The 24,319-nt window shown below is 67.9% G+C and carries 27 protein-coding genes and 1 pseudogene; 17 read left to right on the top strand and 11 right to left on the bottom strand.

Annotated features, from left to right (window positions below; translation table 11 throughout):
* The first annotated feature begins 16 nt into the window (after positions 1–16).
* From AB0G84_RS06555 to AB0G84_RS06485, 15 genes and pseudogenes are all read left to right on the top strand, one after another.
* A complete protein-coding gene (locus AB0G84_RS06555) occupies positions 17–187 on the top strand; it encodes a hypothetical protein (protein WP_361316321.1) in 171 nt (56 codons plus the stop codon).
* The gene (locus AB0G84_RS06550; RefSeq protein ID WP_361316319.1) at positions 184–567 is read left to right on the top strand and encodes a VOC family protein; all 384 of its coding nucleotides are present in this window, start codon (positions 184–186) and stop codon (positions 565–567) included. The genes AB0G84_RS06555 and AB0G84_RS06550 overlap by 4 nt, the downstream gene beginning before the upstream one ends.
* Before the next feature lie 463 nt (positions 568–1,030).
* Entirely contained in the window at positions 1,031–1,270 is a 240-nt protein-coding gene (locus tag AB0G84_RS06545; protein WP_361316317.1) for a hypothetical protein, read from the top strand.
* Between the two features lie 49 nt (positions 1,271–1,319).
* Positions 1,320–2,417 (top strand): extracellular solute-binding protein, encoded by a 1,098-nt coding sequence (locus AB0G84_RS06540; RefSeq protein WP_361316315.1) that lies wholly within the window; start codon positions 1,320–1,322, stop codon positions 2,415–2,417.
* Positions 2,418–2,490: 73 nt separating this feature from the next.
* Entirely contained in the window at positions 2,491–3,447 is a 957-nt protein-coding gene (locus tag AB0G84_RS06535; protein ID WP_361316312.1) for a sugar ABC transporter permease, read from the top strand.
* Positions 3,448–3,557: 110 nt separating this feature from the next.
* Entirely contained in the window at positions 3,558–4,328 is a 771-nt protein-coding gene (locus AB0G84_RS06530) for a carbohydrate ABC transporter permease (RefSeq protein WP_361316850.1), read from the top strand.
* Between the two features lie 284 nt (positions 4,329–4,612).
* On the top strand, positions 4,613–6,469 hold the full coding sequence (locus tag AB0G84_RS06525; protein ID WP_361316310.1) for a TIM-barrel domain-containing protein: 1,857 nt from the start codon (positions 4,613–4,615) through the stop codon (positions 6,467–6,469).
* 325 nt (positions 6,470–6,794) lie between these two features.
* The gene (locus tag AB0G84_RS06520; protein ID WP_361316308.1) at positions 6,795–9,251 is read left to right on the top strand and encodes a SpoIIE family protein phosphatase; all 2,457 of its coding nucleotides are present in this window, start codon (positions 6,795–6,797) and stop codon (positions 9,249–9,251) included.
* Positions 9,248–10,225: a substrate-binding domain-containing protein gene (locus AB0G84_RS06515; RefSeq protein ID WP_361316305.1), complete on the top strand. Its 978-nt coding sequence runs from the start codon at positions 9,248–9,250 to the stop codon at positions 10,223–10,225. Before AB0G84_RS06520 ends, AB0G84_RS06515 begins: the two co-directional genes overlap by 4 nt.
* An 826-nt stretch (positions 10,226–11,051) precedes the next feature.
* Positions 11,052–11,345, top strand: a pseudogene (locus AB0G84_RS06510) (urease subunit gamma); the annotation flags it as partial.
* A gap of 141 nt (positions 11,346–11,486) precedes the next feature.
* A complete protein-coding gene (locus AB0G84_RS06505) occupies positions 11,487–11,852 on the top strand; it encodes an urease subunit beta (protein ID WP_361316847.1) in 366 nt (121 codons plus the stop codon).
* Between the two features lie 68 nt (positions 11,853–11,920).
* Complete coding sequence (ureC, locus tag AB0G84_RS06500) at positions 11,921–13,870, top strand: urease subunit alpha (protein ID WP_361316844.1); 1,950 nt, start codon at positions 11,921–11,923, stop codon at positions 13,868–13,870.
* 110 nt (positions 13,871–13,980) lie between these two features.
* Positions 13,981–14,655 (top strand): urease accessory UreF family protein, encoded by a 675-nt coding sequence (locus AB0G84_RS06495; RefSeq protein WP_361316302.1) that lies wholly within the window; start codon positions 13,981–13,983, stop codon positions 14,653–14,655.
* A gap of 26 nt (positions 14,656–14,681) precedes the next feature.
* Entirely contained in the window at positions 14,682–15,377 is a 696-nt protein-coding gene (gene ureG / locus AB0G84_RS06490) for an urease accessory protein UreG (protein ID WP_361316300.1), read from the top strand.
* Positions 15,374–16,228 (top strand): urease accessory protein UreD, encoded by an 855-nt coding sequence (locus tag AB0G84_RS06485; protein WP_361316298.1) that lies wholly within the window; start codon positions 15,374–15,376, stop codon positions 16,226–16,228. The genes ureG and AB0G84_RS06485 overlap by 4 nt, the downstream gene beginning before the upstream one ends.
* 163 nt (positions 16,229–16,391) lie before the next feature.
* On the opposite strand, the gene AB0G84_RS06480 is transcribed toward AB0G84_RS06485, so the two are convergent.
* Complete coding sequence (locus AB0G84_RS06480; protein ID WP_361316296.1) at positions 16,392–17,177, bottom strand: SDR family oxidoreductase; 786 nt, start codon at positions 17,175–17,177, stop codon at positions 16,392–16,394.
* Positions 17,178–17,276: 99 nt separating this feature from the next.
* Here AB0G84_RS06480 and AB0G84_RS06475 point away from each other — a divergent pair, with 99 nt between their 5' ends.
* Positions 17,277–17,795, top strand: a complete 519-nt coding sequence (locus tag AB0G84_RS06475) for a helix-turn-helix domain-containing protein (protein ID WP_361316294.1) — start codon at positions 17,277–17,279, stop codon at positions 17,793–17,795.
* A gap of 98 nt (positions 17,796–17,893) precedes the next feature.
* Here the strand turns inward: AB0G84_RS06475 and AB0G84_RS06470 are convergent, their stop codons facing one another.
* The 9 genes from AB0G84_RS06470 to AB0G84_RS06430 form a co-directional block, all read right to left on the bottom strand.
* Positions 17,894–18,190 carry a gas vesicle protein K gene (locus AB0G84_RS06470; protein WP_361316291.1) on the bottom strand — a complete coding sequence of 99 codons (297 nt, stop codon included), beginning with the start codon at positions 18,188–18,190 and terminating at the stop codon, positions 17,894–17,896.
* Positions 18,187–18,426, bottom strand: coding sequence for a gas vesicle protein (locus AB0G84_RS06465; RefSeq protein ID WP_361316289.1), 240 nt, complete (start codon positions 18,424–18,426; stop codon positions 18,187–18,189). The genes AB0G84_RS06470 and AB0G84_RS06465 overlap by 4 nt, the downstream gene beginning before the upstream one ends.
* 3 nt (positions 18,427–18,429) lie before the next feature.
* On the bottom strand, positions 18,430–19,278 hold the full coding sequence (locus AB0G84_RS06460) for a GvpL/GvpF family gas vesicle protein (RefSeq protein WP_361316286.1): 849 nt from the start codon (positions 19,276–19,278) through the stop codon (positions 18,430–18,432).
* Positions 19,275–19,634, bottom strand: a complete 360-nt coding sequence (locus AB0G84_RS06455) for a gas vesicle protein (RefSeq protein ID WP_361316841.1) — start codon at positions 19,632–19,634, stop codon at positions 19,275–19,277. The genes AB0G84_RS06460 and AB0G84_RS06455 overlap by 4 nt, the downstream gene beginning before the upstream one ends.
* A gap of 153 nt (positions 19,635–19,787) precedes the next feature.
* Positions 19,788–20,012, bottom strand: a complete 225-nt coding sequence (locus tag AB0G84_RS06450; protein ID WP_361316283.1) for a gas vesicle protein GvpG — start codon at positions 20,010–20,012, stop codon at positions 19,788–19,790.
* Between the two features lies 1 nt (position 20,013).
* Positions 20,014–20,760, bottom strand: coding sequence for a GvpL/GvpF family gas vesicle protein (locus AB0G84_RS06445; RefSeq protein WP_361316280.1), 747 nt, complete (start codon positions 20,758–20,760; stop codon positions 20,014–20,016).
* 3 nt (positions 20,761–20,763) lie between these two features.
* Complete coding sequence (gene gvpJ / locus AB0G84_RS06440; RefSeq protein WP_327152990.1) at positions 20,764–21,234, bottom strand: gas vesicle protein GvpJ; 471 nt, start codon at positions 21,232–21,234, stop codon at positions 20,764–20,766.
* Positions 21,235–21,270: 36 nt separating this feature from the next.
* Positions 21,271–21,585, bottom strand: a complete 315-nt coding sequence (locus tag AB0G84_RS06435) for a gas vesicle protein (RefSeq protein WP_361316278.1) — start codon at positions 21,583–21,585, stop codon at positions 21,271–21,273.
* A 124-nt stretch (positions 21,586–21,709) separates the two neighbouring features.
* On the bottom strand, positions 21,710–22,951 hold the full coding sequence (locus tag AB0G84_RS06430; protein WP_361316276.1) for a PP2C family protein-serine/threonine phosphatase: 1,242 nt from the start codon (positions 22,949–22,951) through the stop codon (positions 21,710–21,712).
* A gap of 365 nt (positions 22,952–23,316) precedes the next feature.
* Here AB0G84_RS06430 and AB0G84_RS06425 point away from each other — a divergent pair, with 365 nt between their 5' ends.
* Entirely contained in the window at positions 23,317–23,562 is a 246-nt protein-coding gene (locus tag AB0G84_RS06425) for a hypothetical protein (protein ID WP_361316274.1), read from the top strand.
* Positions 23,563–23,566: 4 nt separating this feature from the next.
* Here the strand turns inward: AB0G84_RS06425 and AB0G84_RS06420 are convergent, their stop codons facing one another.
* Complete coding sequence (locus AB0G84_RS06420; RefSeq protein WP_361316272.1) at positions 23,567–24,115, bottom strand: DUF5994 family protein; 549 nt, start codon at positions 24,113–24,115, stop codon at positions 23,567–23,569.
* Positions 24,116–24,319 lie beyond the last annotated feature (204 nt).

The following is a 24,319-nucleotide window of genomic DNA, read 5'->3' as shown; positions in this document are numbered from 1 at the left end:
TGCCAAGGTGTTCGACGTGAACAAGCGGCGACTGATCCACTGGATCATCCGCGGCCTGGCTGCCGCCAGCGGCAACGACAAGGCAGGCCACCCCGCCTTCAGGTACACGACGACGGAGATCGAGACCCGCATCCGTCACCTGCTGCCCGTCTTCGCCCGCGCCACGAACCGGGAGATCCAACCGTGACAACACCCGACGAGCTCGCCAGCGTCCGCTACATCGTCGACGACGTGGCCGCCGCAGTCCACTTCTACACCACCCACCTCGGCTTCACTCTGCACACCAACCCCGCGCCTGCCTTCGCCGACGTGGTCCGCGGCCCGTTGCGGCTGCTGCTGTCCGGGCCGGGAAGCTCCGGGGCCAGGGCCACGCCCGATGACGCCAGCGCGCCCGGCCGCAACCGCATCCATCTCATTGTCGACGACCTCGACACCGAGATCGATCAACTGGGCGCCGCCGGACTGTCCTTCCGCAGCGACGTCATCGCGGGCCCTGGTGGACGCCAGATCCTGCTCACCGACCCGGCCGACAACCTCATCGAACTGTTCGAACCTGCCCCGCGCTGAGCTGTTTCCGAGAACCGCCAGCAGCTCACGTCAAGAGCAACGGAACTCTGCCACCTTCTCCGTTCACCACGGAGCCCCGGTCAAGGGCGGCTCACGAGACCTGGCGCGGCGAGACCGGCTACCTGCTGCCGCTCCTGCCTCGCCTCGGGACCAGGCAGGAGCGCGAGGCCGACACGTTCGCCGCGGTAGGCAAGGACGGAGCTTCACACCCGATGATCGACCGGCCCGCCACCGACCTGAGAAACATTCACCGCTCGCTAAGGAAGAGCCGACGATCGCCCGATCGCCTGCGGTACACAGACCCGACGGAAAGCCAGTTTAATATGCCTTTCGCGAAAATGCAGAGAGCGCCTTGACATTGCCGGCAAGGCGTGCCTGTAATTTCTGTCGAAACGGTTCGCGAACCGGTTTTCGAAATGGTTCGACAATGGGGTCGAGTGCCCGCCGGCCCGGGAGGAAAGCGGTGGACATCAACGAAATCGCCGAGCCGGCAGGTATGTCTCGCAGCGTGGTGCCCTACATGCATGTCTGCCTCTCCGCGCGTCGGCAGAAGGCCTGGGTCGCGCATATCAGTGTCTGCGCACCGATTTCCCCTTGGAGCCGCCATGCGCACCTCTGTTACATGCCGTCGCACGCGGTCAATCGCGACTTTGGCAGCAACGGTCACCGCAGCTGGCCTGCTCCTGATTGCCTGTGGTGGTGATGGCTCGCCGACGAGGCCCACAGAGAGCAGCAAGATTACTCTGACCGAAATGGACTATTATAGTTCCGAACCCGGGCGGAGTGCCCTGGCCAAGCAGCTCGCTCGGTGCGGCAAGCTGGCGGGGGTCACCATTAAGCGGCAGATCGTGCCGGACCTGCGCACAAAAGTGCTCCAGTTGGCGAATAGTCGAGCGCTACCGGACCTGATTCTGCTGGACAATCCTGACCTACAGCAGCTCGCCGCCACGGGAGCGCTCGCCGACCTCGGCGCGGCCGGTGTGAAGACCGACGGAATGTATCCGAACATCGTCGCCGCGGGTAAATACCGGGGTAAGCAGTACGGTGTGGCGCCCGGTGTGAACCAGTTGGCGCTCTACTACAACACGTCGATGCTGGAGAAGGCGGGCATCAAACCGCCTGCCACGTGGGATGAGTTGCGCATCGCAGCCAAGAAGCTGACTCAGGGCAACAAGGTGCACGGAATCGGCTTTGCCGTGCCGGCCACGGAAGAAGGCAGTTTCCAGTTCGAGTCCTTCTTCTTCAGCGCTGGCGCTTCCCTGAAGAAGCTCGATTCGCCGGATGCTGTGTCGGCGCTGAGCCTCTTGAAGGACCTGGTCGCCTCCGGTTCTGCGCCCAAGGACGTGCTCAGCTGGAATCAGATGAACGTCGGGGAGCAATTCGCAAACGGTTCGCTGGCTATGATGATCAATGGCCCCTGGGAGCTACCCCTGTTACGAAAGGCAGGAATGAAGGATTTCGGTATCGTGCCAGTGCCCGCCCCGGCCGGGGGTACCTCCTCCGGTGCCCTCGGCGGTGAGGTGTGGGCGGCCGGCAGCAGGGGGTACAAGTCGCGCAAGGCAGCCGAGGTCATCAAGTGCATGGTGTCGAAGAAAAACAGTCTGGAGTGGGCCAAGCTCACCAATTATGTGCCGTCCGACCCGGAGGTGGCCGCGGAATTCAGTGCTGCTGTGCCCGCGATGAAGACATTCGTGGGGACCATCGGAAGCGCCAAGAGCCGCACGGCGGAAGTCGGGCCGGATTATCCGAAGTACTCGCAGGCGCTGTGGACCGCGGTGCAGGCAGCGTTGTCAGGGAGCGAATCGCCCAGCGCGGCGCTGACTGACGCGCAGAAGCAGGCGACGCAATGAGCACCGAGCCGCCGACCCGTGGGTGGTACACGCCGACGGTCGCCCTCCCGGAAGGGTAGCCGTGGTTCCGGCAGTGCCCAAGAACTCGACTGCGGTCGACGGCTGCAAAAGGCCGCAGCCGGACCGCTCGGTGGCTCCGGCGGCTCGCGGCAGACGGCTCGGAATCGGGTTCATCGTGCCGGTCGTCGCATTCGTCGCGGTGTTCTACCTCTATCCTCTGGCCCGCAATGTGGTGCTGTCCTTCCAGGACTACGATATCAATTCCCTTTACAGCGGCAACGCCCCGTTCATCGGCCTCGGAAACTACCGCCGACTGCTAAGCACCCCCGCCTTTTCCACTGCCGTCGTCAACACCGTGGTTTTCGTTTCGGGCTCGCTCTTCTTCCAGTTCACGATCGGCCTGGGACTCGCGGAGTTCTTTCGCCGCTCGTTTCCGCTCAGCCCGCTGTTGCGGTCGCTCGTGTTGATCCCCTGGCTCTTGCCCCTTGTCGTCTCCGGCACATTGTTCCGGTGGCTACTCGACACCAGCAACGGCGTCGTCAACCAGATCCTGCTCGCCCTCCATCTGGTCCAGGATCCGGTGCCGTGGCTCAACGCCCCCAACACCGCGATGGCTTCAGTGCTGATCTGCAACATCTGGATTGGTGTGCCGTTCAACATGGTGATCCTCCACAGCGGGCTGCTGGCTATCCCGACGGAGCTCTATGAAGCGGCTTCCCTGGACGGCGCCGGCCGCTGGCAGCAGTTCCGCTATGTCACACTGCCTCAGATCAGACCCGTGATCGGCATCGTCGTGACGCTCGGCCTGATCTACACGCTCAAGGTCTTCGACGTGATCTGGGTGATGACCAAGGGCGGCCCGGCAAACGCCACCCACACGATCACCACTTACGCCTACCAGCTGTCCTTCGGCGGGCTGTCGGAGTTCGGTCTCGGAGCGGCCGCGGGTGATCTGCTCATCATCGTGGCCGCCGTCTTCGCCCTGCTGTACCTGCGGGCGCTGCGCGCTGAACCTGGAGCCCGTGCATGACCGCCGCCCGCGCTGCTCGGAGCCGGCCCACCACGGTCCGAGGCGGACGGAGCCGGGCGGCCGTACCCACCTGGACGAAATCCGCGTTCGGTGTCGCCGTCGTCGCCATCATGCTGTTCCCGCTGTACTGGATGGTGAACGCATCCTTCCAGACCAATCAACAGTTGGCCCGGCCATCACCGCACTGGCTGCCCCTCGGCGGCACACTCGACGGCTACCGGGACGCACTGTCCCAGCAAGGGGGCCATCTGCTGGCATCCCTGATCATCGCCGCGGGCGCCACGGTCCTGACGCTGGCCCTGGCTGCGCCGGCGGCCTACGCGCTGGCGCAGCTGCGCTCCCCGGGCGGCAGGACGCTACTGAGCGTGCTGCTGGTCGTCCAACTCGTGCCCGGCATCGTCATGGCCAACGCTCTATACCAAATCTTCGCCTCCGTCCAGATCCTCAACTCGGCCCTGGCGTTGATCCTGGCCGATGCCACCCTTGCCGTCCCCTTCGCCGTGCTCATCCTGCGGGCCTTTATGACCGCCATCCCCCGATCCCTGCTGGAGGCAGCGGCATTGGATGGTGCAGGCGCGGTACGCATCTTTTGGCAGATCGTCCTTCCCATATCCCGCAACGCGCTGATCACATCAGGCCTTTTCACGTTCCTCTTCGCATGGGGCGACTTCCTGTTCGCCGCCACGCTCAATCTCAACACCACCACGTGGAAGCCGATCACACTGGGTCTGTACGACTACATCGGTGCCGGCACCAATATCACCACCTGGAACGCCGTCATGGCCACCGCCGTCATCGCTTCCCTACCCGCCGCGCTGCTTCTGACCATTGCCCAGCGGCACATCGCTGCCGGACTCACCAATGAAGCGGTCAGAGACTGACCGCGCCGTACACCGCCACTCGCGCCCCTGTACCGCCACTGACCCGCACAACAGCCCTGTGAGAAAGGAGCAACATGTCTCCGCCCGACGGCACAAGGCCCGCACCCTCCGCCTCCACGTCCGGCGCAGCCGGGACCAGCTCCCGGCCTACCGCCTCCTCCCATCCGGCCGTCTGCCTTGAGTTCGGTGACGCCGAGCACGTACTGCGGGTGGAGCCCTGGGGAGCCGACAGTGTCCGGGTGCGCTCGGCCCGACATCGTGTGCGCGACGACCTGCCGGGAGCCTTGAGCGCGCCCCCTGCCGCCGCGGCCGCAGAGTTGGGCGTGGGCCCCCATGGCAGCCGGACCCTCACTGTCGGGCGGCTGCGGGTAGAGCTGTCTCCCCAGGGCCACCTGCGTTTCGCGCGCACGCAGGACGGAACCGAGCTGCTGCGGGAGTCCGTCGGTCACTTCGCCTGGCCCGGTCCCCGCCAGTTCACATCGGTCGGCGAGGGCCGCTATCAGCTGGAACAGCGCTTCGCCGCCTATGACGGTGAACGGTTCTTCGGGCTGGGCCAGCACTCCCACGGGCGCCTCGACCACAAGCACATGGTGATCGACCTGGTACAGCGCAACGGAGAGGTCACCATCCCCTTCACCCTCTCCTCCCGAGGCTACGGTCTGCTGTGGAACCTGCCCGCCGTCGGACGTGTGGAGTTGGCCGCCCATCAGACCCGGTGGGTCGCCGACGCCGCCGATCAGATCGACTACTGGATCACCACCGGTCCGACTCCCGCCGGCATCATGGCCCACTATGCCAATGCCACCGGACATGCTCCCGTGCTGCCGGAATGGGCCCTGGGCCTGTGGCAGTCCCGCCTGCGATACCGGACACAGGAGGAACTGCTGGGCGTCGCTCGCGAATACCGACGCCGGGGTCTTCCCCTGTCCGTCATCGCCGTGGACTTCTTCCACTGGCCGCATCTGGGCGACTGGCGCTTCGATGCTGCCGACTGGCCCGACCCGGCAGGCATGGTGGCGGAATTGGCGAGCATGGGCGTACGGCCGCTGGTGTCCGTGTGGCCGTCCGTCAGCGTCGTGAGCGAGAACTACCCGTACATGCGGGATGAGCGGCTGCTGCTGGGGACGGAGCACGGCCAGCCGTTCCAGCACGTCTTCCCCGACAGTCAGGTCGACGACAAGTCCCTGCCCGTGGTGTTCTACGACCCCACCGACAAGCGGGCTCGTGACTACGTCTGGAGCCGTATCAAGCGCAACTACTACGATCTCGGCTTCCGACTGTGGTGGCTGGACGCCTGCGAACCGGAGATGTACCCCGAACAATTCGGCAACCTGCGTTACGCGGCGGGGCCCGGCCGGGCGGTGGCCAACTTGTATCCCCGCGAACATGTGCGCGGATTCTTCGAGCATATGCGGGCCGAAGGCGAAGACGTTCCGGTCAGCCTGGTGCGGTCCGCCTGGTCCGGCAGCCAGGCCTACGGGGCGGCTCTGTGGTCGGGTGACATCCCGGCCACCTTCGAGGCCCTCGCGGCGCAGGTGCGCGCTGGGCTGAGCGCGGGCCTGAGTGGCATTCCATGGTGGACCACCGACATCGGCGGATTCCACGGTGGCGACCCGGACGACCCCGATTACCGGGAGTTGCTCATCCGCTGGTTCCAGTTCGCCGTCTTCTGCCCGCTGCTGCGGATGCACGGCCACCGCGAACCGCGGGAGACCTTCGCTGCCGGCCGAAACGGGGGACCCAACGAGCTGTGGTCCTACGGGCAGGATGCCTACCGGATCCTGACCCGGCAGCTGCGGCTACGCCAGGACCTTCGTGCGTATCTTCACCGTCAGATGGTCTCCGCAGCCGACTGCGGTGCACCGGTCATCCGGCCGCTGTTCTTCGGCTTTCCCGACGACCCGGCCGCGTGGACGGTCGAGGACCAGTTCCTGTGCGGCTCGGACCTGCTGATCTCCCCGGTGACCCGACTCGGCGAACGGCACCGCCAGGTCTACCTGCCGGCCGGTGCCGACTGGAGGGCCGCCACCACAGGAATGGTCCAGGACGGCGGCCAGACCACCACAGCGGACGCTCCACTGGAATGCATCCCCGTCTTCGTACGTCGCGGATCCACCCTGGATGTGAGGTTTCCGGGCTGAACAAGGGGGCCTCTTGCCACGTCACCAGGTCGTCGGTCGCACAGCCGCACTCGGCTGTGCGCACTTCCGAGCGGCCGGTTCCGCGGAGGGACCTCCGGCAAACCCCCTCCACGGCCGGCGACGCCGGTTCTGCACCGCGTCCCTCGTGTCCGTGGCCGACGATTCCGACCGGATCTGCCTCGATCCATGAGTGTCAGTGCAGCTTGTTCGATTCTTTTCGCGCATGCACTATGGGACTGTGAGTAATGGCACTCAGGTGAATTGAGCAAGAATGGCCACTTCCGTGGGGCAAACTTGTCACTCTGGGTGGTCGAACCATGTCCCCTTGGCCATCATCAGCGTGGGGGGCACGGTCACAGGGTGGAGTGAAGGGGCTCGGAAACTACTGGGCTATCGCCCCCCGGAGATTGTCGGACACCCCGTCTCGGACCTCCTGATCAACGGGGAGTGCCCCGAGGTGGCCCGGCCCTGCCTGGTCGACGCCCGGGAGTGGAGCGGCACAGCAGCAGTCCGCCACCGGGATGGCCACCGCATCGATCTGCCCCTGCGCCTGCATCCGACATTCTGTGACGACGGAACGACCCAGGCCTTCGTCGTGACCGCCACCGCGGGGGCGGGCGAGGCGGAGTCCGACCGACGGATGGTGGAGTGGGCGTTCGCCCAGTCCTCCGTTGCCCTCTCCACCTACAGCACGGCGTCACGCTCATGGCAGGGGAACGCGGTCGCGCACGGGGGCGAGCAGCCCTCGCCGACAGGGCGCATGACGGGCAGGCCCGCCGACGGCGACGGGACGCAGACGGCCGCAGGGCAAACCGGAGCTGGCGAATCCAGGCAGGGGCAGGCGGCTGAGGCGGGCACCTACCCCTACTCGGACCTGCTGGGCGGCGACCGCTCTGACGAGGGGTTTTTGCGATGCATCCGCCGGGTCGCCGAGGAGGCCAAGCCAAGCCGCTATGAACACCTTGCCCCGGCTACGCCTTCCGCTCACCGGCGTGCCTGGACCATCGAGATGTGGCCCGTCCGCAGCCCCGACACCGGTCGGGTGGCCGGTGTGGGGGCTGCGGCGTTCGACAGTACCGAGCAGGTTGCCGCACGGCAGCGCCTGGCCCTGCTGAACGAAGCGGGCAACCGTATCGGAACCACCCTGAATGTGAGGCGTACGGTTCAGGAACTCGCCCGCCTGGCCGTTCCGCGGTTCGCCGACTCCGTCAGTGTGGACCTGCTCGACTCCGTGACCCGCGGGAAGGAACCGCCGCCCGGTCCAGCCGACGCCGCCGTGGTGTTGCGTCGGGTCGCGCACCAGACCGCCGACGGGGTTCCCGAAGCCGACACCGAGATCGGCGAGGTCGACACCTATCCTCCGCGCTCACCCCCCGCACGTGCCCTGACAAGCGGTCGAACAGTGCTGTGCGGAACGGACGACCCCGACTTCACCCGATGGGTCGCCGCCGGCGTGGGGGGATCCGGTACCGGGGCGGAGCACGGATTCCACTCGATCATGGCTACCCCCCTGCGAGCGCGGGGCTTGACTCTCGGAGTCGTGGTCTTTGCCCGCGCAGAAGGCTCGAACCCCTACGAGCAGGATGATCTGCTCCTCGCCGAGGAGCTCGCAAGTCGGGCGGCCGGCAGTGTGGACAACGCGGGCCGGTTCTCCCGAGAACGCGCCAATGCCCTGACCTTCCAGCGCAGTCTGCTGCCCCGTCACTTCCCCAAGCAGGCGGCCGTCGAGGTGGCGCACCGCTATCTGCCGATCGGCAGGGGCGCCGAAGTGGGCGGCGACTGGTTTGATGTGGTCCCGCTGTCGGGTACTCGCGTAGCCCTGGTCGTCGGCGACGTGGTCGGCCACGGCATCCATGCCTCGGCCGCCATGGGCCGACTGCGTACAGCAGTGCGCACGCTCGCCGGAGTCGACCTGCCCCCGGACGAGCTGCTCACCCACCTCGACGAACTGGTCACCCACCTGACCTCGGACAACGACGTTCGGAACGAGCCCGACCCCGGTCAGATCGGCGCTACCTGCCTCTACGCGGTCTACGACCCGGTATCCCGCATCTGCACCATGGCCAGCGCCGGCCATGTCCCACCCGTCGTGCTCTTCCCCGACGGCACGGCCCGAGTGGTCCAACTCACCCCGGGGCCGATTCTGGGAGTCGGCGGCCTGCCTTTCGAGCCCACCGAGCTGGAACTCCCCGAGGGAAGCCTGCTCTCCCTGTACACCGATGGCCTGATAGAAGCCCGCGGCCACGATCTCGGTGTCGGCCTTGAACGACTCTGCGCAGCCCTGGCTTCCGCCGAGCCCTCGCTGGACGTCACCTGCGACATCATCCTCAGAGCCCTGCTGCCCGAGAGCCCCGCCGACGACGTGGCTCTGCTCCTGGCGCGCACCCGTGCCCTGCACACCGATCAGGTCGCCGCCTGGTCGCTGCCGTCGGATCCCGCAATCGTGGCCGATGCCCGTGCGCAGGCCTCCCGTCAGCTGGCGACCTGGGGGCTCACCGAGGCAGCGTCCATCACCGAGCTGGTGGTGAGCGAGCTGGTCACCAACGCCATCCGCTATGGGGACGCCCCCATCGGGCTACGGCTGATCCGGGACCGGACCCTGATCTGCGAGGTCTCCGACGCCAGCAGTACCTCCCCTCATCTACGCCGTGCCCGCACCTACGACGAAGGGGGACGAGGACTGCACATGGTGACCCAGCTGACCCAAGGCTGGGGCACCCGCCAGACCCCCACCGGCAAGACCATCTGGGCCGAACAACGTCTCCCAGCCGACGGACCATGACGGAGCGCACAGTCAACCTGGCAACAGGACGCGGCGCCCAGACCCGTAGTGGTGCTGCGGCCCGCGACCTGACACATACGCTCGCACTGCTCTACCCGCCGTCCGGCGCCAACCGGGACTACCCGCCGGTGCAGCTCGCCTTCGTCGGCGGGGTGGCGGAAACCGCCACCACGTACGGCTATGACCTGCTGCTCACGCCCTGTAAGTCGGGGAAGGACCCCGCGTTCCGGCGGATGGTCAGTGAACGGCGCGTGGACGGAGTGATCGTGATGGAGGTCCGCCGTGAGGACGACCGCATCCAGCATCTTACGGAAGCGGCCTTCCCCTTCGTCGCCATCGGCCGGAACAGCGGAACCGAGGGCGTCGGCTGGGTTGATCTCGACTTCGCCGGCCTGGCAAGCAGGTGCGTTCAGCACCTGACCGAACTGGGCCACCGCAGGATCGCCTTCGTCAACAAGTCGGAGCAGATCGTCAACAGCGGGTACGGGTACGCGCTGCTCGGGAGCGAGGGCTACACCGAGGCGATGCAGGAGAGGGAACTGACCGCGCGTGCGTACCCCAGCGGCGACGATGTCGGCGCCGGGGAGGACGTCGTGGAACGGATCTTGCAGGACGATCCGGCCACCACGTCCCTGGTCGTCATGAACGAAGCCGCCCTGGAGGGCATCTACCGCGGGCTGACCCGTCACGGCCGCAGCGTACCGCGCGACTTCTCGGTCGTCGGCGTGGCGGCCAGCCGCTGGGCGGAACAGGTGAGCCCGCCGCTGACCGCGGCCGAGATACCGGCCAAGGAGATGAGCCGGATCGGCGTCGACCTGATGGTGGAGCGGCTCACCTCACCTGCCTCGTCACCCCGGCATGTCCTGCTGAAACCGCTGATCACTCTGCGCGCCAGCACCGGTCCCTGCCGGCCGGTTCTCGATTCGGAGCCGGAGCTGGAGCTGGAGGCGGAATTCCCTGACCTGGACTTCTGACCCTCCCCCTCCCAGCTGCGACCAGGTGACCGGCAGGGGCTGTGCTCCCTCTCATGGTTGATGGACCACCGCAGCGAGTTCGAAGGCCTGGTTCGTGATCGGCTCGGGGCAGGACCCGGTCGTCACACTCCCGTCGTCCGCCCGAAGGGCGGGCTCCGCGGTGTCTGGTGCGTGCGACCCCACGCCGGTAGCAGGAAGTGTGATCGGTTCCGGGTGGCGCAAGCCATATCGGCTTGCGCCACCGGGCTTTCGTCGAGAGGACCGTGTCCTGGATCGCTGGCTGTCGCCAACTGCACCGCCGCTACGAACTCGGGTATCAGCGGCTCGGCGTCAGTCGTTGCTGGAGCTCTCCCAACTGCGCTAACGCCAGCCCGGCCGGTACCACTTTGCGCAGAACTTCGCAGGAGCGAGAGGGTGTGTGCCGTCCGCCGACACCGTGGCTGCTCCGGGTGCTCGAAAGCGGAGAGCCGTAGTACAGCGGTGCCCACACCGGACACCGCACGCCGACCACGCCGTCCGACAGCTCCACGCTCTCCCGTCCGGCGCTGGCGACGGCTGCCTGAAGTCTCGTCTCGACCTGCTGGCTCGACCAGCTTGGCGGCATGCGCCGCGGTGTCAGCCACCAGCCCTTGGTGTACGGCGGAGCAGCGACTACGCACCTTCCGACTCGATTTCACCGGATCGTGTGCACGATCCGGTGACCTGGCCTTCTCGCTGTTTTCTCCCGCTGATGATCGAGGCGCGACTGACGCCGTCCGAGGACGCCTTCCGTGTCCCTCGGCATGTCTGGCCGCATGCACTGTCCGCTCAAGAGAAACGGCTCATCGTGCATTTGACTCCGCATGAGCAGGAGCGCCTGCTGGTCCATGTGGCGGCCGACGTGGCGCAGCGGCGCCGTGACAGTGGGCTGCTCCTCAACTACCCCGAGGTGATGGCCCTGCTGACGGTGCACGTCTTCGAGCAGGCGCGCGCCGGCAAGACAGTCAGCGACATCATGGACTCGGGTCGGCAGTTGTTGAGCCGGGACGAGGTGATGGACGGCGTTCCAGAGATGATCAAGAACGTGCAGGTGGAGGCCACCTTCCCGGATGGCACCAAGCTGGTCACCCTCCACGATCCCTTCCCGGAGGCGACGGAGGAACCCGAGGTCTACCCGGGCAAAGTCGAGCACCCGCGGCCGCCTCGCAAGCCGGACTGCCCGGTCGACTGCCGCGGCGACGGCTCGTCGTCGTGCTGTGACAAGTGCCGGGAGGCGGAGGCGGTGTCTTGGTACGAGGCGATTGAGTTCAACGCGGACCTACAGGAGGACGCCACCACGCTGCCAGGTGAGGGCAGGACGAGGATCAGGGTGAAGAACGTTTCGGACCGCCCGATCCAGGTCGGTTCCCACTACCACTTCGCCGAGGTCAACCCGGGACTGAAGGTCCTCAAGGTGGAGGTCCCTCCCGGTCTGGGGTCGGAGTCGCCCCAGGAGCTCAAGGACTGCGAGGCGGTGTGGATGCGGCGGCTGAACATCGCCGCGGGTACGTCCGTGCGCTTCGAGCCGGGCGACGAGTGCTGCGTCGAGTTGGTGGAGATCCGGGGCGATCGACAAGCCAGGGGACTGCGCGAGGAGACGCACCAGTGAGCAACTACCAAACCCCCCTGTCGAGCGGCAGGTCGGCGAGCTCACCGGAGAACTCCGCGGCGAGCAACGTGTTGAAGCGGGCCGAGTACGCCACTCTGTACGGGCCCACCACCAAGGACCGCGTCCGCCTGGCCGACACCGCTCTGACCGTCGAGATCGAGGCCGACTGGAGCGGCGGTCCGAAGCACAGCGGCAACGAGATGATCTTCGGCGGCGGAAAGGTGATCCGCGAGTCCATGGGCATGTCCCACATCCCCAGAGACGGGGATGCCGAAGGCCGCAAGCCCGTGGACACGGTCATCACAGGTGCGCTGCTCCTCGACTGGTGGGGGGTGGTCAAGGCCGACGTCGGTATCCGCGACGGTGAGATCGTCGCCATCGGCAAGGCGTACAACCCCGAGACGATGGACCCGATCCCGGACGACGAGTTCGAGATGCCGGACCGTACCTCCCCGAGCGACACGCTGCCGGTGCAGCCGACGAACTTCGTGGTCGGTCCGAGCACCGAGGTCATCTCCGGCAACGGGCGGATCCTCACCGCGGGCGGCGTGGACACCCACGTCCATTTCATCTGCCCGGAGCAGATCCACGAGGCCCTGGCTTCGGGGGTGACCACGCTCATCGGCGGCGGCACCGGTCCTGCCGAGGGCAGCACGGCCACCACGGTGACCCCGGGCGAGTGGCACATCACCCGAGTCTTCGAGAGCCTGGACGCGTACCCGGTCAACATCGGCCTGCTCGGCAAGGGCAGCACGGTGAGCACCGACGCCCTCAACGAACAGGTCGACGCCGGTGTCATCGGCTTCAAGGTCCACGAGGACTGGGGGGCCACGCCCGCTGTGATCGACGCGGCGCTGGACGTGTGTGAGAGCCGTAAGGTCCAACTTGCCCTGCATGCGGACTCACTGAACGAATCCGGTTTCCTGGACAGCACCCGCAGTGCCTTCAAGGAGCGCTCGGTCCACATCTTCCACGTCGAGGGCGCCGGCGGTGGCCATGCCCCGGACATGATCGAGCTGGTCAAAGAGACGAACGTGCTGCCCGCTTCGACCAACCCGACCCGCCCCCTGACGGTGAACACCGTCAAGGAACACATCGACATGATGGTGGTCTGCCACCACCTCAACCCCGACATTCCGGCGGACATGGCCTTCGCCGACTCCCGCATCCGGCCGTCCACCATGGCCGCGGAGGACCTGCTCCACGACATGGGCGCCATCTCGATGATGTCCTCCGACGCCCAGGCGATGGGACGCATCGGCGAGATGGTCATGCGCACTTGGCAGACCGCGCACGTCATGAAGTCGCGCTACGGCCCTCTGAAGGAGGACCTCGCCAACGCGAAGGTCCGCCCGATCGCCGACGACACCGACCACTCGCACAACGCGGACAGGTTGCTCCCGAACGACAACTACCGGGCGCGCCGCTATGTCGCCAAGTACACGATCAACCCGGCGATCACGCACGGCATCGACGGTCACGTCGGTTCGGTGGAGACCGGAAAGCTGGCCGACCTGGTGCTCTGGGAGCCGAAGTTCTTCGGCGTCAAGATGCACATGGTCCTCAAGGGCGGGCAGCTCGCGTACGCGCAGGTGGGCGACGCCAACGCGTCGATCACGACACCGCAGCCCTTCCTGCCGCGAGCGGTCTGGGGCGCCACCGGGGGCTCGCCGCAGAGCAACTCGTACAACTTCGTGGCACCGGGCGTGGCCGACAAGTTGAACTCGCGAGTCGTCACTGTCCAGGACAGCAGCGGGAACGCCACCGAGATGACGATCGGTCGGCTCGGCCTCGCCAAGAAGTTCGTGGACATCTCGACGAGCATCCGGGACGTCACCAAGGCCGACATGAAGCTGAACGACACGGTGCCGGAGAGCCTCAACGTCGACCACAACAGCTTCGAGGTCACCATCGGCGGTGAGACCACAGGGGACGCCCGCACGGAACTCAACGGAGCGACCGTACCGCGCGCCTACGTCACTGAAGTTCCCATGGCACAACGGTATTTCCTCTTCTGACCAGCCATTTCCCGGCCGACGACGTCGCCACCGCGACCGTGGTCCAGGCAAGCCCCGCCCTGCCTGGACCACGGCACACCTCCGACCCTGCGAAAGGCAACCGCTCGCCCATGAGCCGTGCCGCACTGCTCCTGCTGGCCGACGGCCGTTTCCCCGCCGGCGGGTACGCCCACTCAGGCGGCGTCGAAGCCGCAGTCGCCCACAAGGCCGTACACAACATCGACAGCCTCGAAGCCTTCTGCCGCGGGCGTCTGCACACCACCGGTCTCACCACAGCCGGCCTGGCTGCCGCGGCCGCCGCCGGATGCGACCCCCTGATGCTGGACGACGCCGCCGACGCACGCACCCCCGTCCCCGCGCTGCGCGCCGTGGCCCGCAGGCTCGGCCGGCAGATGATGCGCGCGGCACGCGCCACCTTCCCGTCAGCCGAACTCGACCGCCTGGCCGCCGAGCGGCCCCAGGGTGCCCATCAGCCCATCGTCCAGGGCCTCGCCGCCCGGGCGGCCGGGCTCACCCCGCAGGACGCCGCCTGTGCCGCAGCGTACGAGACCGTCGGCGGCCCGGCCACCGCAGCAGTGCGCCTGCTCAGCCTCGACCCGCTCGACGCCTCGCGGTTGCTGGCACGCCTCAGCGCGGAGACCGACACCGTCGCCGCGGCCGCCGCCGACGCTGCGGCCCGCGTGGCGACCGAGGGCCCTGACGCCCTGCCGTCGGCGTCCTCCCCACTGCTGGACGTCACCGCAGAGCAGCACGCCGCCTGGACCGTACGGCTCTTCGCCTCCTGAACCCACCCTTGCCTTCTGGAGTTTCCATGCATCTCGATCACCCCGTGACCATGCCCCACCGCCATACCTACAGCGTCGAGCCGCAGCGCGAGGACGGCAGCCGCCGCGCCTTCCGCGTCGGCCTGGGCGGCCCCGTCGGTTCCGGCAAGACCGCCAGCGTCGCCGCGCTCTGCCGCACCCTGCGCGACGAACTCTCCCTCGCCGTCGTCACCAACGACATCTACACCCGCGAGGACGCCGAGTTCCTGCTGCGCGAGGCCGTGCTGCCGCCCGAGCGGATCACCGCGGTGGAGACCGGAGCCTGCCCGCACACAGCAATCCGGGACGACATCTCCGCCAACCTGGAGGCCGTCGAGCACTTCGACGAGACCCTTGCCCCCCTCGACCTCGTGCTCATTGAGTCCGGTGGCGACAACCTCACCGCCACCTTCTCCAAGGGCCTCGTCGACGTGCAGATCTTCGTCATCGACGTCTCCAGCGGCGACGACATCCCCCGCAAGGGAGGCCCCGGCATCACCACCGCCGACCTCCTCGTCGTCAACAAGACCGACCTCGCTCCGCACGTCGGTGCCGACCTCGCGACCATGGCCACCGACGCCAAACGGCAACGCGGCGACCTTCCCGTCGTCTTCACCAGCCTCACCTCCGACGACGGCATCCGCGAGATCGCCGACTGGGTCACCGGGCACCTCACCCGGTGGCGGGCGAAGGCGTCGGCATGAGCTCTGGCGCCCAACTCTCCGAACTCAGGTCCCGCTTCGATCCCGCCGCCCCCGTCGCCGGCACCGAGGAAACCTGCGGACACCCAGACGGCATTCATGCCACCGCCCGCATCCGCGCCACGTACAACGGACGCGTCACCACGCTCCCCCAGCTGCGCAGCGACGGCCCGTTCCATCTACGACGCATGCCCACCAGCGGGAAGACCGCCCGGGTGGGAATCATCGGCGCGATGAGCGCTCCGCTCGGCGGCGACCGACTCGCCCTCGACATCACCGCCGAAGACCGGGCCGAACTGGACGTCACCACGGCCGCCGCCACACTCGCCCTCCGCGGCCCCACCACCGCGCCGGCCACCTACGACGTACGGCTGACCGCCGGGGAGCACGCTCGCCTGCGCTGGCTGCCACAGCCGCTGATCAGCGCCGCCGGCAGCAACCTGCACCAGACCTACACCGTCAACCTCGCTGCGACCTCACGACTGGTGCTGCGCGAGGAGCAACTCCTAGGCAGAACCAACGAGAAGCCGGGCCACCTCGTCAGCCGCATCCGAGTCCACCACGCCGGCCGCCTGCTGCTCGACCAGCACACCGCCTACGGGGATCCGGCGCCCGGCTGGAACGGCCCCGCGGTCCTGGACGGACACCGCGCCGTCGGCCAACTCCTCGTCGTGCACCCAGAGCTGGACGTCAGGCGTGCCCCCGTCCTACTCCGCGAAGGGACCAAGGACGGTTGTGCGGTCCTCGCGCCGCTGGCCGGCGCCCCGGCTCTGCTCGCCACCGCCGTCGCACCGACCTCCTCGGCCCTGCGAGAGCTACTCGACGAAGCACTCAGACACGCCCTCGGTGAGTAGTGCAGCTCAACCCCTCAAATAGCGTGCCAAGACGGGAGAACCGAACGCCCGATCGGGACTACTCGCAAGCAGGAATCTAGCGGGTGATCACCTCGGGCAGCGCGTCAGGGGTGATGTCCCGGGCTGGTTGTCGTGCATGACGCTCCTGATGGTGGGGGCGGGTTCAGACGGTGGGGGTGGTGCCGCCGTCGATGACGTGTTCGGCGCCAACGATGGCCGAGGCGCGGTCGGAGACGAGGAAGGCGACGAGTTCAGCGACTTCCTCGGGCCGGTTGGGGCGGCCCAACGGGATGCCCCCAAGGGAGTCCATGAGCCGGCCCAGCGCCGCTTCCTGGGTGATGCCGGCGTCGTCGGCGATCCTGGAGACGAGGTCGTCGGCGGCCGAGGTCTGGACGAAGCCGGGGGAGACGGTGTTGACGCGGACGCCGTGGGGGGCGACCTCGTTGGCCAGCCCTTTGCTGTAGGTGGTCAGTGCGGCTTTGGCGGCGGCGTAGGCCAGGGTGCCGTTCCACAGCGGCATGCGGCGCTGGATCGAGGTGACGTGCACGATCACCCCCTTGCCCAGGGCGATCATGTGCGGCAGGAGCGCGCGGTCCATGCGGACGGCGGCCAGCAGATTCGTGTTCAGCTCCCTGGCCCAGTCGTCCTCACCGAGCGCCGCGAACCCTCCAGCCGGCGACTCGGACCCGCCGAGGGTGTTGACCAGGATGTCGACACCCCCGGCGCGGGCGTCCACCTCGGCGGCGACGTGCGCTGTGCCTGCGGTGGAGGACAGGTCGGCGGCGATGAAGGTCTTCTCCTCAACGTCGTGGGGGCGGCTGCGGGCTGTGACGAGCACGGTTGCGCCGGCCTGGGCGAGGCGTCGGGCGATGGCGGCTCCGGTGCCCTTGGTGCCGCCGGTGACCAGAGCGCGTCGGCCTTCGAGGGATTCGCTGGTGAATGTGGTCACGGTGTGTTCCGTTTCCGGGTGCGGGCATACGGGGCACCGCTCCCGTCTCGACTGCTAAAATAGAAGCCACTAACTTCGATTTTAGCAGTAACTGAGGGGATGGTCACCGTGGCAAGCCGGATCAGGCTGGAGGACCGGGAGTGCCCGCTGTCCACGACGGTGGAACACGTAGGCGAGTGGTGGACGCTGCTGATCCTGCACGATGCCTTCGACGGCTACACCCGCTTCGACCAGTTCCAGGAGAGCCTGGGCATCTCCTCCAGCATGCTCACCACCCGGCTGAAGACCCTCGTCAAGGACGGCCTGCTGGAGCGCCGGCCCTACCAGACCAGCCCCGTCCGGCACGAGTACGTCCTGACCGAACTCGGGCACTCCCTGCGCCCGGTGATCGTCGCCCTGGCCGCATGGGGCAACTCCCGCCTCACACCGACGGAGCGCAGCATGATCCTCATCGACGCGCACAGCGGCGAGGAAGTCGAGCCCGTCATCGTCGACGCCAAAACCGGCCGCCGACTCGACGACAGCGCCACCTACGTCTTCACTGCAGGCCCCGCAGCCAGCGACGCGATGCGCATCCGCTATGCGACACGGCCGGCCAATGCCGCGCACGAGGCGTAAGGCTGCCCGGAAGAGCCACTCAACACCGCCGTCTCGGAGTACGGCCAAGGTCCCGTCGCTTCGCGGGACGGGACCGCCGTGCCACGAAGGGCAGGGCATCAGGTGCGGGGCAGCAACGAGCCCAGCGGCCCCAGGTCGAGGTTCAGGTCCTCCAGGCGCAGGCCGTGCTGATCACAGAGTTCGGTCATCCGCTCTTCGAGGTGCATGAGCGTCTCCCCGATCCGGTCCACCTGTTCGTCGCTCAGGTCGCCCTGGTCCACCCGCCGGATCGCCTGTCGCTCCATCAGTTGCCGTAGTAGTTCCACGATGGTCAGCACCAGAGCGACCAGATCGCGGCCCATTTCGTCGCGGTCGATGTCGAAGCGGCTCTCCGCCCGGGTGTGCTCGTCCGTCACAGGGGGCCTCCGTCCGACCAGGGGGCGGGAACTCGCTCGCTGACCGACGACAACAGCGCGTGGAGGGAGAGCCGGACCAAGGGAACCTCAGCGATGGCGATGACGAGGTCGCCGCTGACGACGACGCCCGTGGCCAGAAGGCGGTCCAGCAGGTCCACCAGCGGCACGCCGACGGGGCCGGCGAGGGGACCGGGAGTCTCCCAGGGAACGGGCCGATGGGGCGATGCCGCCGGCACGGGTCACACCTCCCCGACGAAGGAGTACGGCACCCACGGCCCGGAGATCTCGATGTGTGCTCCGGTGCGACGCCGCAGGTCGACCACGGCGGCACGGAGTTCTTCGGCCGCCGAGGCCGCGACCAGGTACGTCGCGTTGAGGATCTGTACCCGGTGCTCCTCCCCCGTCGCCTCATGGCTGTGCAGGCGGAGCCGGCGGGCGGCCGTCGCCAGGCCGGACAGCGCGGTATCGACGTCCTCGGCGATCCGCAGCGTGCGGTCATGGTGCTGCTCCCGCGCCCGGTGCAGCCCGCGCTTGCGCTGGAGGTAGGCGCGGCCGGCACCGGTACCTGCCGGGGCGTCGGTCCGGACGGACGCGGGCTCGCCTCCGCGAGACGCGGCGGGCGTGGCCGACACGTAGACCTTGACCCCCCATTCGGCACGGCCGTCGATACGGTCCAGCGCCGCGCCGAAGCGGTCCGCGTCCCGGCCGAGGGCCTCCTTGGCGCGCGCTTCGCCGTGGTAGAGGGTGGCCAGCGCGAGGGGCACCGTCGGCCCGCAGGCGGCCGCCGCGGTGACCACCTCATGGTGGGCCCGTGCGCAACGCTCCAGTTCCAGGCGGTCGTCGAGCCGCCGGTGCCAGGCCTCTTCCGTGAACTCGGCTGCCGGTACGTCCTGGACGACCGCGGTGAGCGCGCCGAACGGCAGAGCGCGCACCGGGGGCCCGTCAGCGAGCCCCGGGAGTCCGGTCAGGCCCGCGGGGTCGAGTCGGCGGCACACGGCGTAGACGTATACGGCGGTCTCGACCCTCGCACCGTGGGACGGACCGATGGCCGTGGGGTGTGTCGCACCGCTGAGCTCCTGCGTCGTCATGCGCCCGCCCCGCTCTTCGCGCGAGGGGCGCCCGACGCCTCGTCGCCGTCGGCCTCCAGGGCTTCCAGGCGTTCGCGCAGCCGGCGGTTCTCGTCCCGCAGTTCGCTGCGGGCCGCCTTCGAACTGAGCGCCGGGTCCGTCTCCCACCAGTCGATGCCGGCCTTCCTCGCGGTATCGACCGAAGCGACGAATAGCCTGAGGCGGATGGTGAGCAGCTCGATGTCGAGGAGGTCGATCTTGATGTCCCCGGCGATGACGATGCCCTTGTCGAGAACCCGTTCGAGAATGTCGGCAAGGTTGGCCGTACTGGGACCGGAATCGGGAGCGACACCGTACCGGTAGTCGACATCTGTCATGTGGTCACCCATTCCGCCGTCCGCCTCCTGGTCCGCGTCGCCTCCGTGCCCCTCGCCGCCTTCGTCATCTTCGTCCTCGGGCGGGCCTCTCTCTTCGATGCGCGGCCCCGCTCGCGCGAAATTCACCGCGCCGGCCCTCGCACGCGTATCGGGTCAGCATCTGTACAACAGGTAGAGCAGCCGGTCTTCTTCACGTTCGAACGCCTCGGTGGAGAGATGACCGTTCTCGTACTCCTGATTCAAGGCGGCGAGCCGGACGCGGATCAGTGCCGGATCGTAGAGCTCGCGGTCGGCGGCCTCCGCGAGTTGGCTTGCGATCCAGGTCACGCCCCGCACGGGAGCGAGCGGCAGGGTGAGCACTCCGGTGATCAGCCCCATCTCATACACCGGTGCGTTCGGCGGCGTGCTCGGGCTCCATGAAGCTGTAGCACGGGAGGGGGCCGGCGACCCTCAGGTCCACCCGGTCGCGATGGCGCTGGGCCAGCTGGCGCACCTGGTCCATGAATCCGTCGCAGTCATCCCGGTTGACCAGGAACGACACATTCATCACGCATCCGGAGACCTCTGGCCCGGCGGCGACCGCATGAGCCGCACGGCGCAGCTCCCTCACAGCGTCGCGCCCCGCTTCGGCGGCCCGGCGCGACAGCGCCGCCGCCACGGCCTCTCCCAGGCGGACGTTCGCCTCGTAGGTCGGTCGACGGCGTACCGCCTCGCGCAGTTCGCGGACGGTGCGGTCGTCCTTGACCAGGGCCGCGAGGGAGTCGTTGGCCGGCATCGCCTTGAGGTTGACCTCGACTCGGTCCGCGACCCGTTCCAGGACGGCCAGGTGGCGGTCCTCGGCATCCGCCAGCTGCCGGCGAACGGCCACCGCGTCGGGGGCGACCATGCCGAAGCGCATGGGGAGCAGCGGCCCCTGCTCGGCCAGCCTCAGCAACAGCTCCTGGTGCGCCAGAAGGTCACGGCGGCGGGCGCGCAGCTGCGCTGGGGCGGGGCTGACGACCGCGGCGAGCCGCCCTTCCTCGATCGTCGTCACCGCCTCTGGCGGATTCCCCACCCCGTGCAGAGCCGTGGGCACCGGATGCGCCGCCCGGACAATCCCGTAGACGTAGACGCCGTCGTGGGTCACCGGTCAGTCCTCCTCGGAGCTGCGCCGGCGGGAGGCCGCTCCGGATCGGGCGGGGGCCCGCCGGCGCCTCGGCTGCGATTCCTCCTCGGAATCCTCGTCCGTGTCGTCGCCCGCCCCCACCGCAGTGCGAACGGTGTCGCCGACGGATTTGGCCGCCTTCTTGACCTTGCTCTTTCCGATGCTCTTGGCGGCTTGGCCGCTGAACAGCTCGGGAACGGTGACACTTCCCGAATCCCGCTCCAGGTCAAGGCGGTTACATGCCTCGGCGAAACGTAGATAGGTGTCGACGCTGGCGACGACGATGCGGGCATCGATCTTGAGGATCTCGATACCGACCAGCGACACACGGATGAACACGTCGATCACCATGCCCCGGTCCAGGATGAGCTCCAGCACGTCGTACAACGTGCCGGCTCGTGGCGGGCAGGGGACTACCTCGCCGGCAAAGCCGGAATACGTGCTCGTGGCGGCCATCTGTTGACGTCCTTTCATCGCATGAGGACCGTGCGCTCACTCGTCGGCCGAGCCTCGGCGATAACGACGGGTGCGGAGGTACTCCAGCAGCTCGCCCTGCTCGTCGAGCTTCACCTCGTAGGTGGCGAGCAGGCTCGTGGTGTCGGGAATGCGTGGCAGCTCAAGGACTTCCGCCTCGACACACCAGCCGTCCTCGGTGCGCCGGACGGCCGACACCCCCTCGACACGATGTCTGATCAGGCTTTGCAACACCTCGGCCGCACCACGCGCGGCGTCTCCCGGCCTCACCGCAGGCGCCTTCCGCTTGCGGGTAGCCGTCGACGAAGTCCGTGTCCGCGATTGCTCTGCCATAGGTCAAGTGTGATCACCGCCCCGGCCACCGCACGCTGAGCAGGGCCAAACGGCGTCCCGAATCCGATTCGTGCCCTCGGCAACGGACTCGGCCCGCTCGCCGCACGGTGGTGCGGCTGTCGGCTCACTCCAGGACGGCGAGGTGGTCGGCGGCGCCCCCGCGCCACTCGATCAGGAAGAGGGTCGCATCGTCACTGGTGCTCCCGCCCCGCTCCTGTTTCAGGGTGTGGGAGAGCGAGCGCACCACCGCCCGCACTTCCTTCTCTGTGTGCTCGATGCGGTTGACCCAGTGGATGAGTTGTTCCTCGCCGAACTGTTCTTCGCCGGCTTCGTGCTCCTCGATCAGGCCGTCGGTGAAGCACAGCACCCGGTCGCCGCGTTGGAGCAGCTGCTCGCTGATCTGGGGCTCTTCACCACCGAAGCCGACCGGCAAGGTGGTCGGGCTCTGCAGTTGCCGGACGACCTGCCGGTTGCGGATCAGCAGCGGTGCGGGGTGGCCCGCGTTGACCCACTGCAGCTGGCCCGTTGCGACGTTGAGGCGCATCATCTGCGCGGTGACGAAGTGGTCGGGCCCGAATTGCTCGGCGATGGCCCGGTCCATGAACGCGTAGATCTCGGACAGGCCGATTTCGGCGCGTCTGGCGTGCCGATACGCGCCGATGGCGACGGTTGCCATGGTGGCGGCATCCAGGCCGTGGCCCATCGCATCGACCATGGCCACGTGCAGAATGTCCTCGTTGAGGGCGTAGTCGAAGCTGTCGCCGGCGACGCTGTAGGCGGGTTCCAGGATTCCCGCCACTGCGACCTGTGGGACGGACATCGCCAGCGGCGGTAGCAGGGACCACTGGATCTCCGCGGCCAGGCTCATCGGTTCGCGGCGCCGGGCGAGGAAGAACTGGTCGGTGTAGCTGTGCTTGGTGACCAGCATGTCGGCGACGAGGCCGGCGAATCTGCGCAACAGGCGCCGGTCGTCGTCATCGACGGTGTCCAGGGTGAGGGCCAGCACGCCCACCTGGTCGCTGCCGTCCAGCAACGGCAGATACATCCGAACGCCGTCCTCCTGCGGTACCTCGACAGGGCCTCCGTGCAGGAAGGCCGTGCCCGCGTGCGAGTCACTGATCAGCTCGGGCCGGCCGACGGTCAGCCGCCTGCCTGGCAGGGGCACCAGCAGCAGCTGCGCATAGTCCTGGAGGAGGATCGAGACGTTACGGCCGCCGAGCCTCGCCATCTCTTCCGCGATCAGCGGGGCGATCAACTGCGGCGGCATCTCGTGCGCCCGGTCCAGTAGCACCCCCAGCAGTCGCTCGCCGAACCCTTCCGACCGGTCCACCGCGCCCGTGTCCGCCGGCCGCTTACCTGCCGCCATACCCATGCCCTTTCACAAGCAGCCTCATTGCGCCGTCATCCGCTGGACCGGCCGTCTCCAACGGGTCAGTCACCGGGCGGCCTGGCGTTCGACTGCGGTGGCTTGGCCCGGTAGCACGGGCGCGGGTCTGGATGAGGTCAGGGGAAGGCGAGCCGGCCCGCGAACGGCTGAGCGCAGGCGGGGAGCAACGAGGCCCTGCTGCGCTCCAGGGTCGGAATGTTCGAGTCCGTTGCGGCCCTTCGGCTGCCCCACTCGGTGAGGATCCGGAGCACAAGTTCACGCCCTGCGCGGCGGCCACCGGCCGCACAAGGCCCCACTGGCAGACCCCCTCATGCGACTTGTGCACACGGCCTCCTGAAACCACCGTGATCAACTCGGACAGCGTGACCCAGCCAACCGGGCCAAAGGGCTCATTGAGCCAGTGGCGGCGTGTCAGGTTCCTCCAGGGCACCTGGCTGAACGGCGTGCCGTGGAAGGTCCGGACAAGAGATAAACCCCAGGCTGTTGACCTGGGGCTTTCCTCCGAAGCGGGCTGCGGGATCGACGTCTCGCTCGCGATGACCGACACGACGCTCAGACACCTTTCGTCGTATCTGGAACCTGAGCGGTGACTGCTCAGGCGGTGGAGCGAGTGGTCGGCAGGCCTGCTCCATGGCCGCCTTCGGAGTCCCAGACCGAGACCAGGGACAGTTCCATCTCCTCCGCGATCCGGCGTTGCTCCGCTTCGTTCATCAGGGCACTCGCGGTGAGGGTGCCCAGCGGATCGGCGGCCTCTGTCATGAGCCGGGCGGCGGTGGTCGGGCTGGTCTCCGGGGGGATGACCAGCAGGTCCCAACGGCCGACGCCGTAGGAGAGCAGCAGCAGCTTGTGGGGATCTTGCTCCGCGTTGAACCAGCCGACGCCCACCACATGCCCGGCGACGGGCACCTTCCGTGGGATGACCGGCCAGAACGTGGGATTCACCGTGACGTGAGTGATCCGCCCCCACAGCGGGTCGAGGACCGCGGTCAGAGCGGGAAGCTCCGCCGTGAGGTCACGGGAGCGGGGCCACCACGCACCGTCGAGCAGAGCCGGAGCGGTGCCGGCCGGCGCCAGCATGAGTCGCAGGGGCAGCGAAGAGGCCCGGTCTTCGACCGCCGGCGTATACGGAATGGTCGTGGTCATGACGCGGACCTTGCCCCGGGCCCACCACACCGGCCCGGTGTCGTGAATCGCCGAAAACGACACGAGCGTGGAGGCTGGTGTACGAAGTGCCCTCGGTAGTTCCAGCTTACTCCTGGTAAGGCTCGCCGGACCGATCCGGAGCGAGCGAATGGAGGCGCCGGAGACCTTGGAGCAGGCGGCCCGAGAATTGCGAAGGAGGGAGCG

Source organism: Streptomyces sp. NPDC020742, assembly GCF_040641675.1.
GTDB lineage: Bacteria > Actinomycetota > Actinomycetes > Streptomycetales > Streptomycetaceae > Streptomyces.
This window is presented reverse-complemented; position numbering and strand designations above follow the sequence as displayed.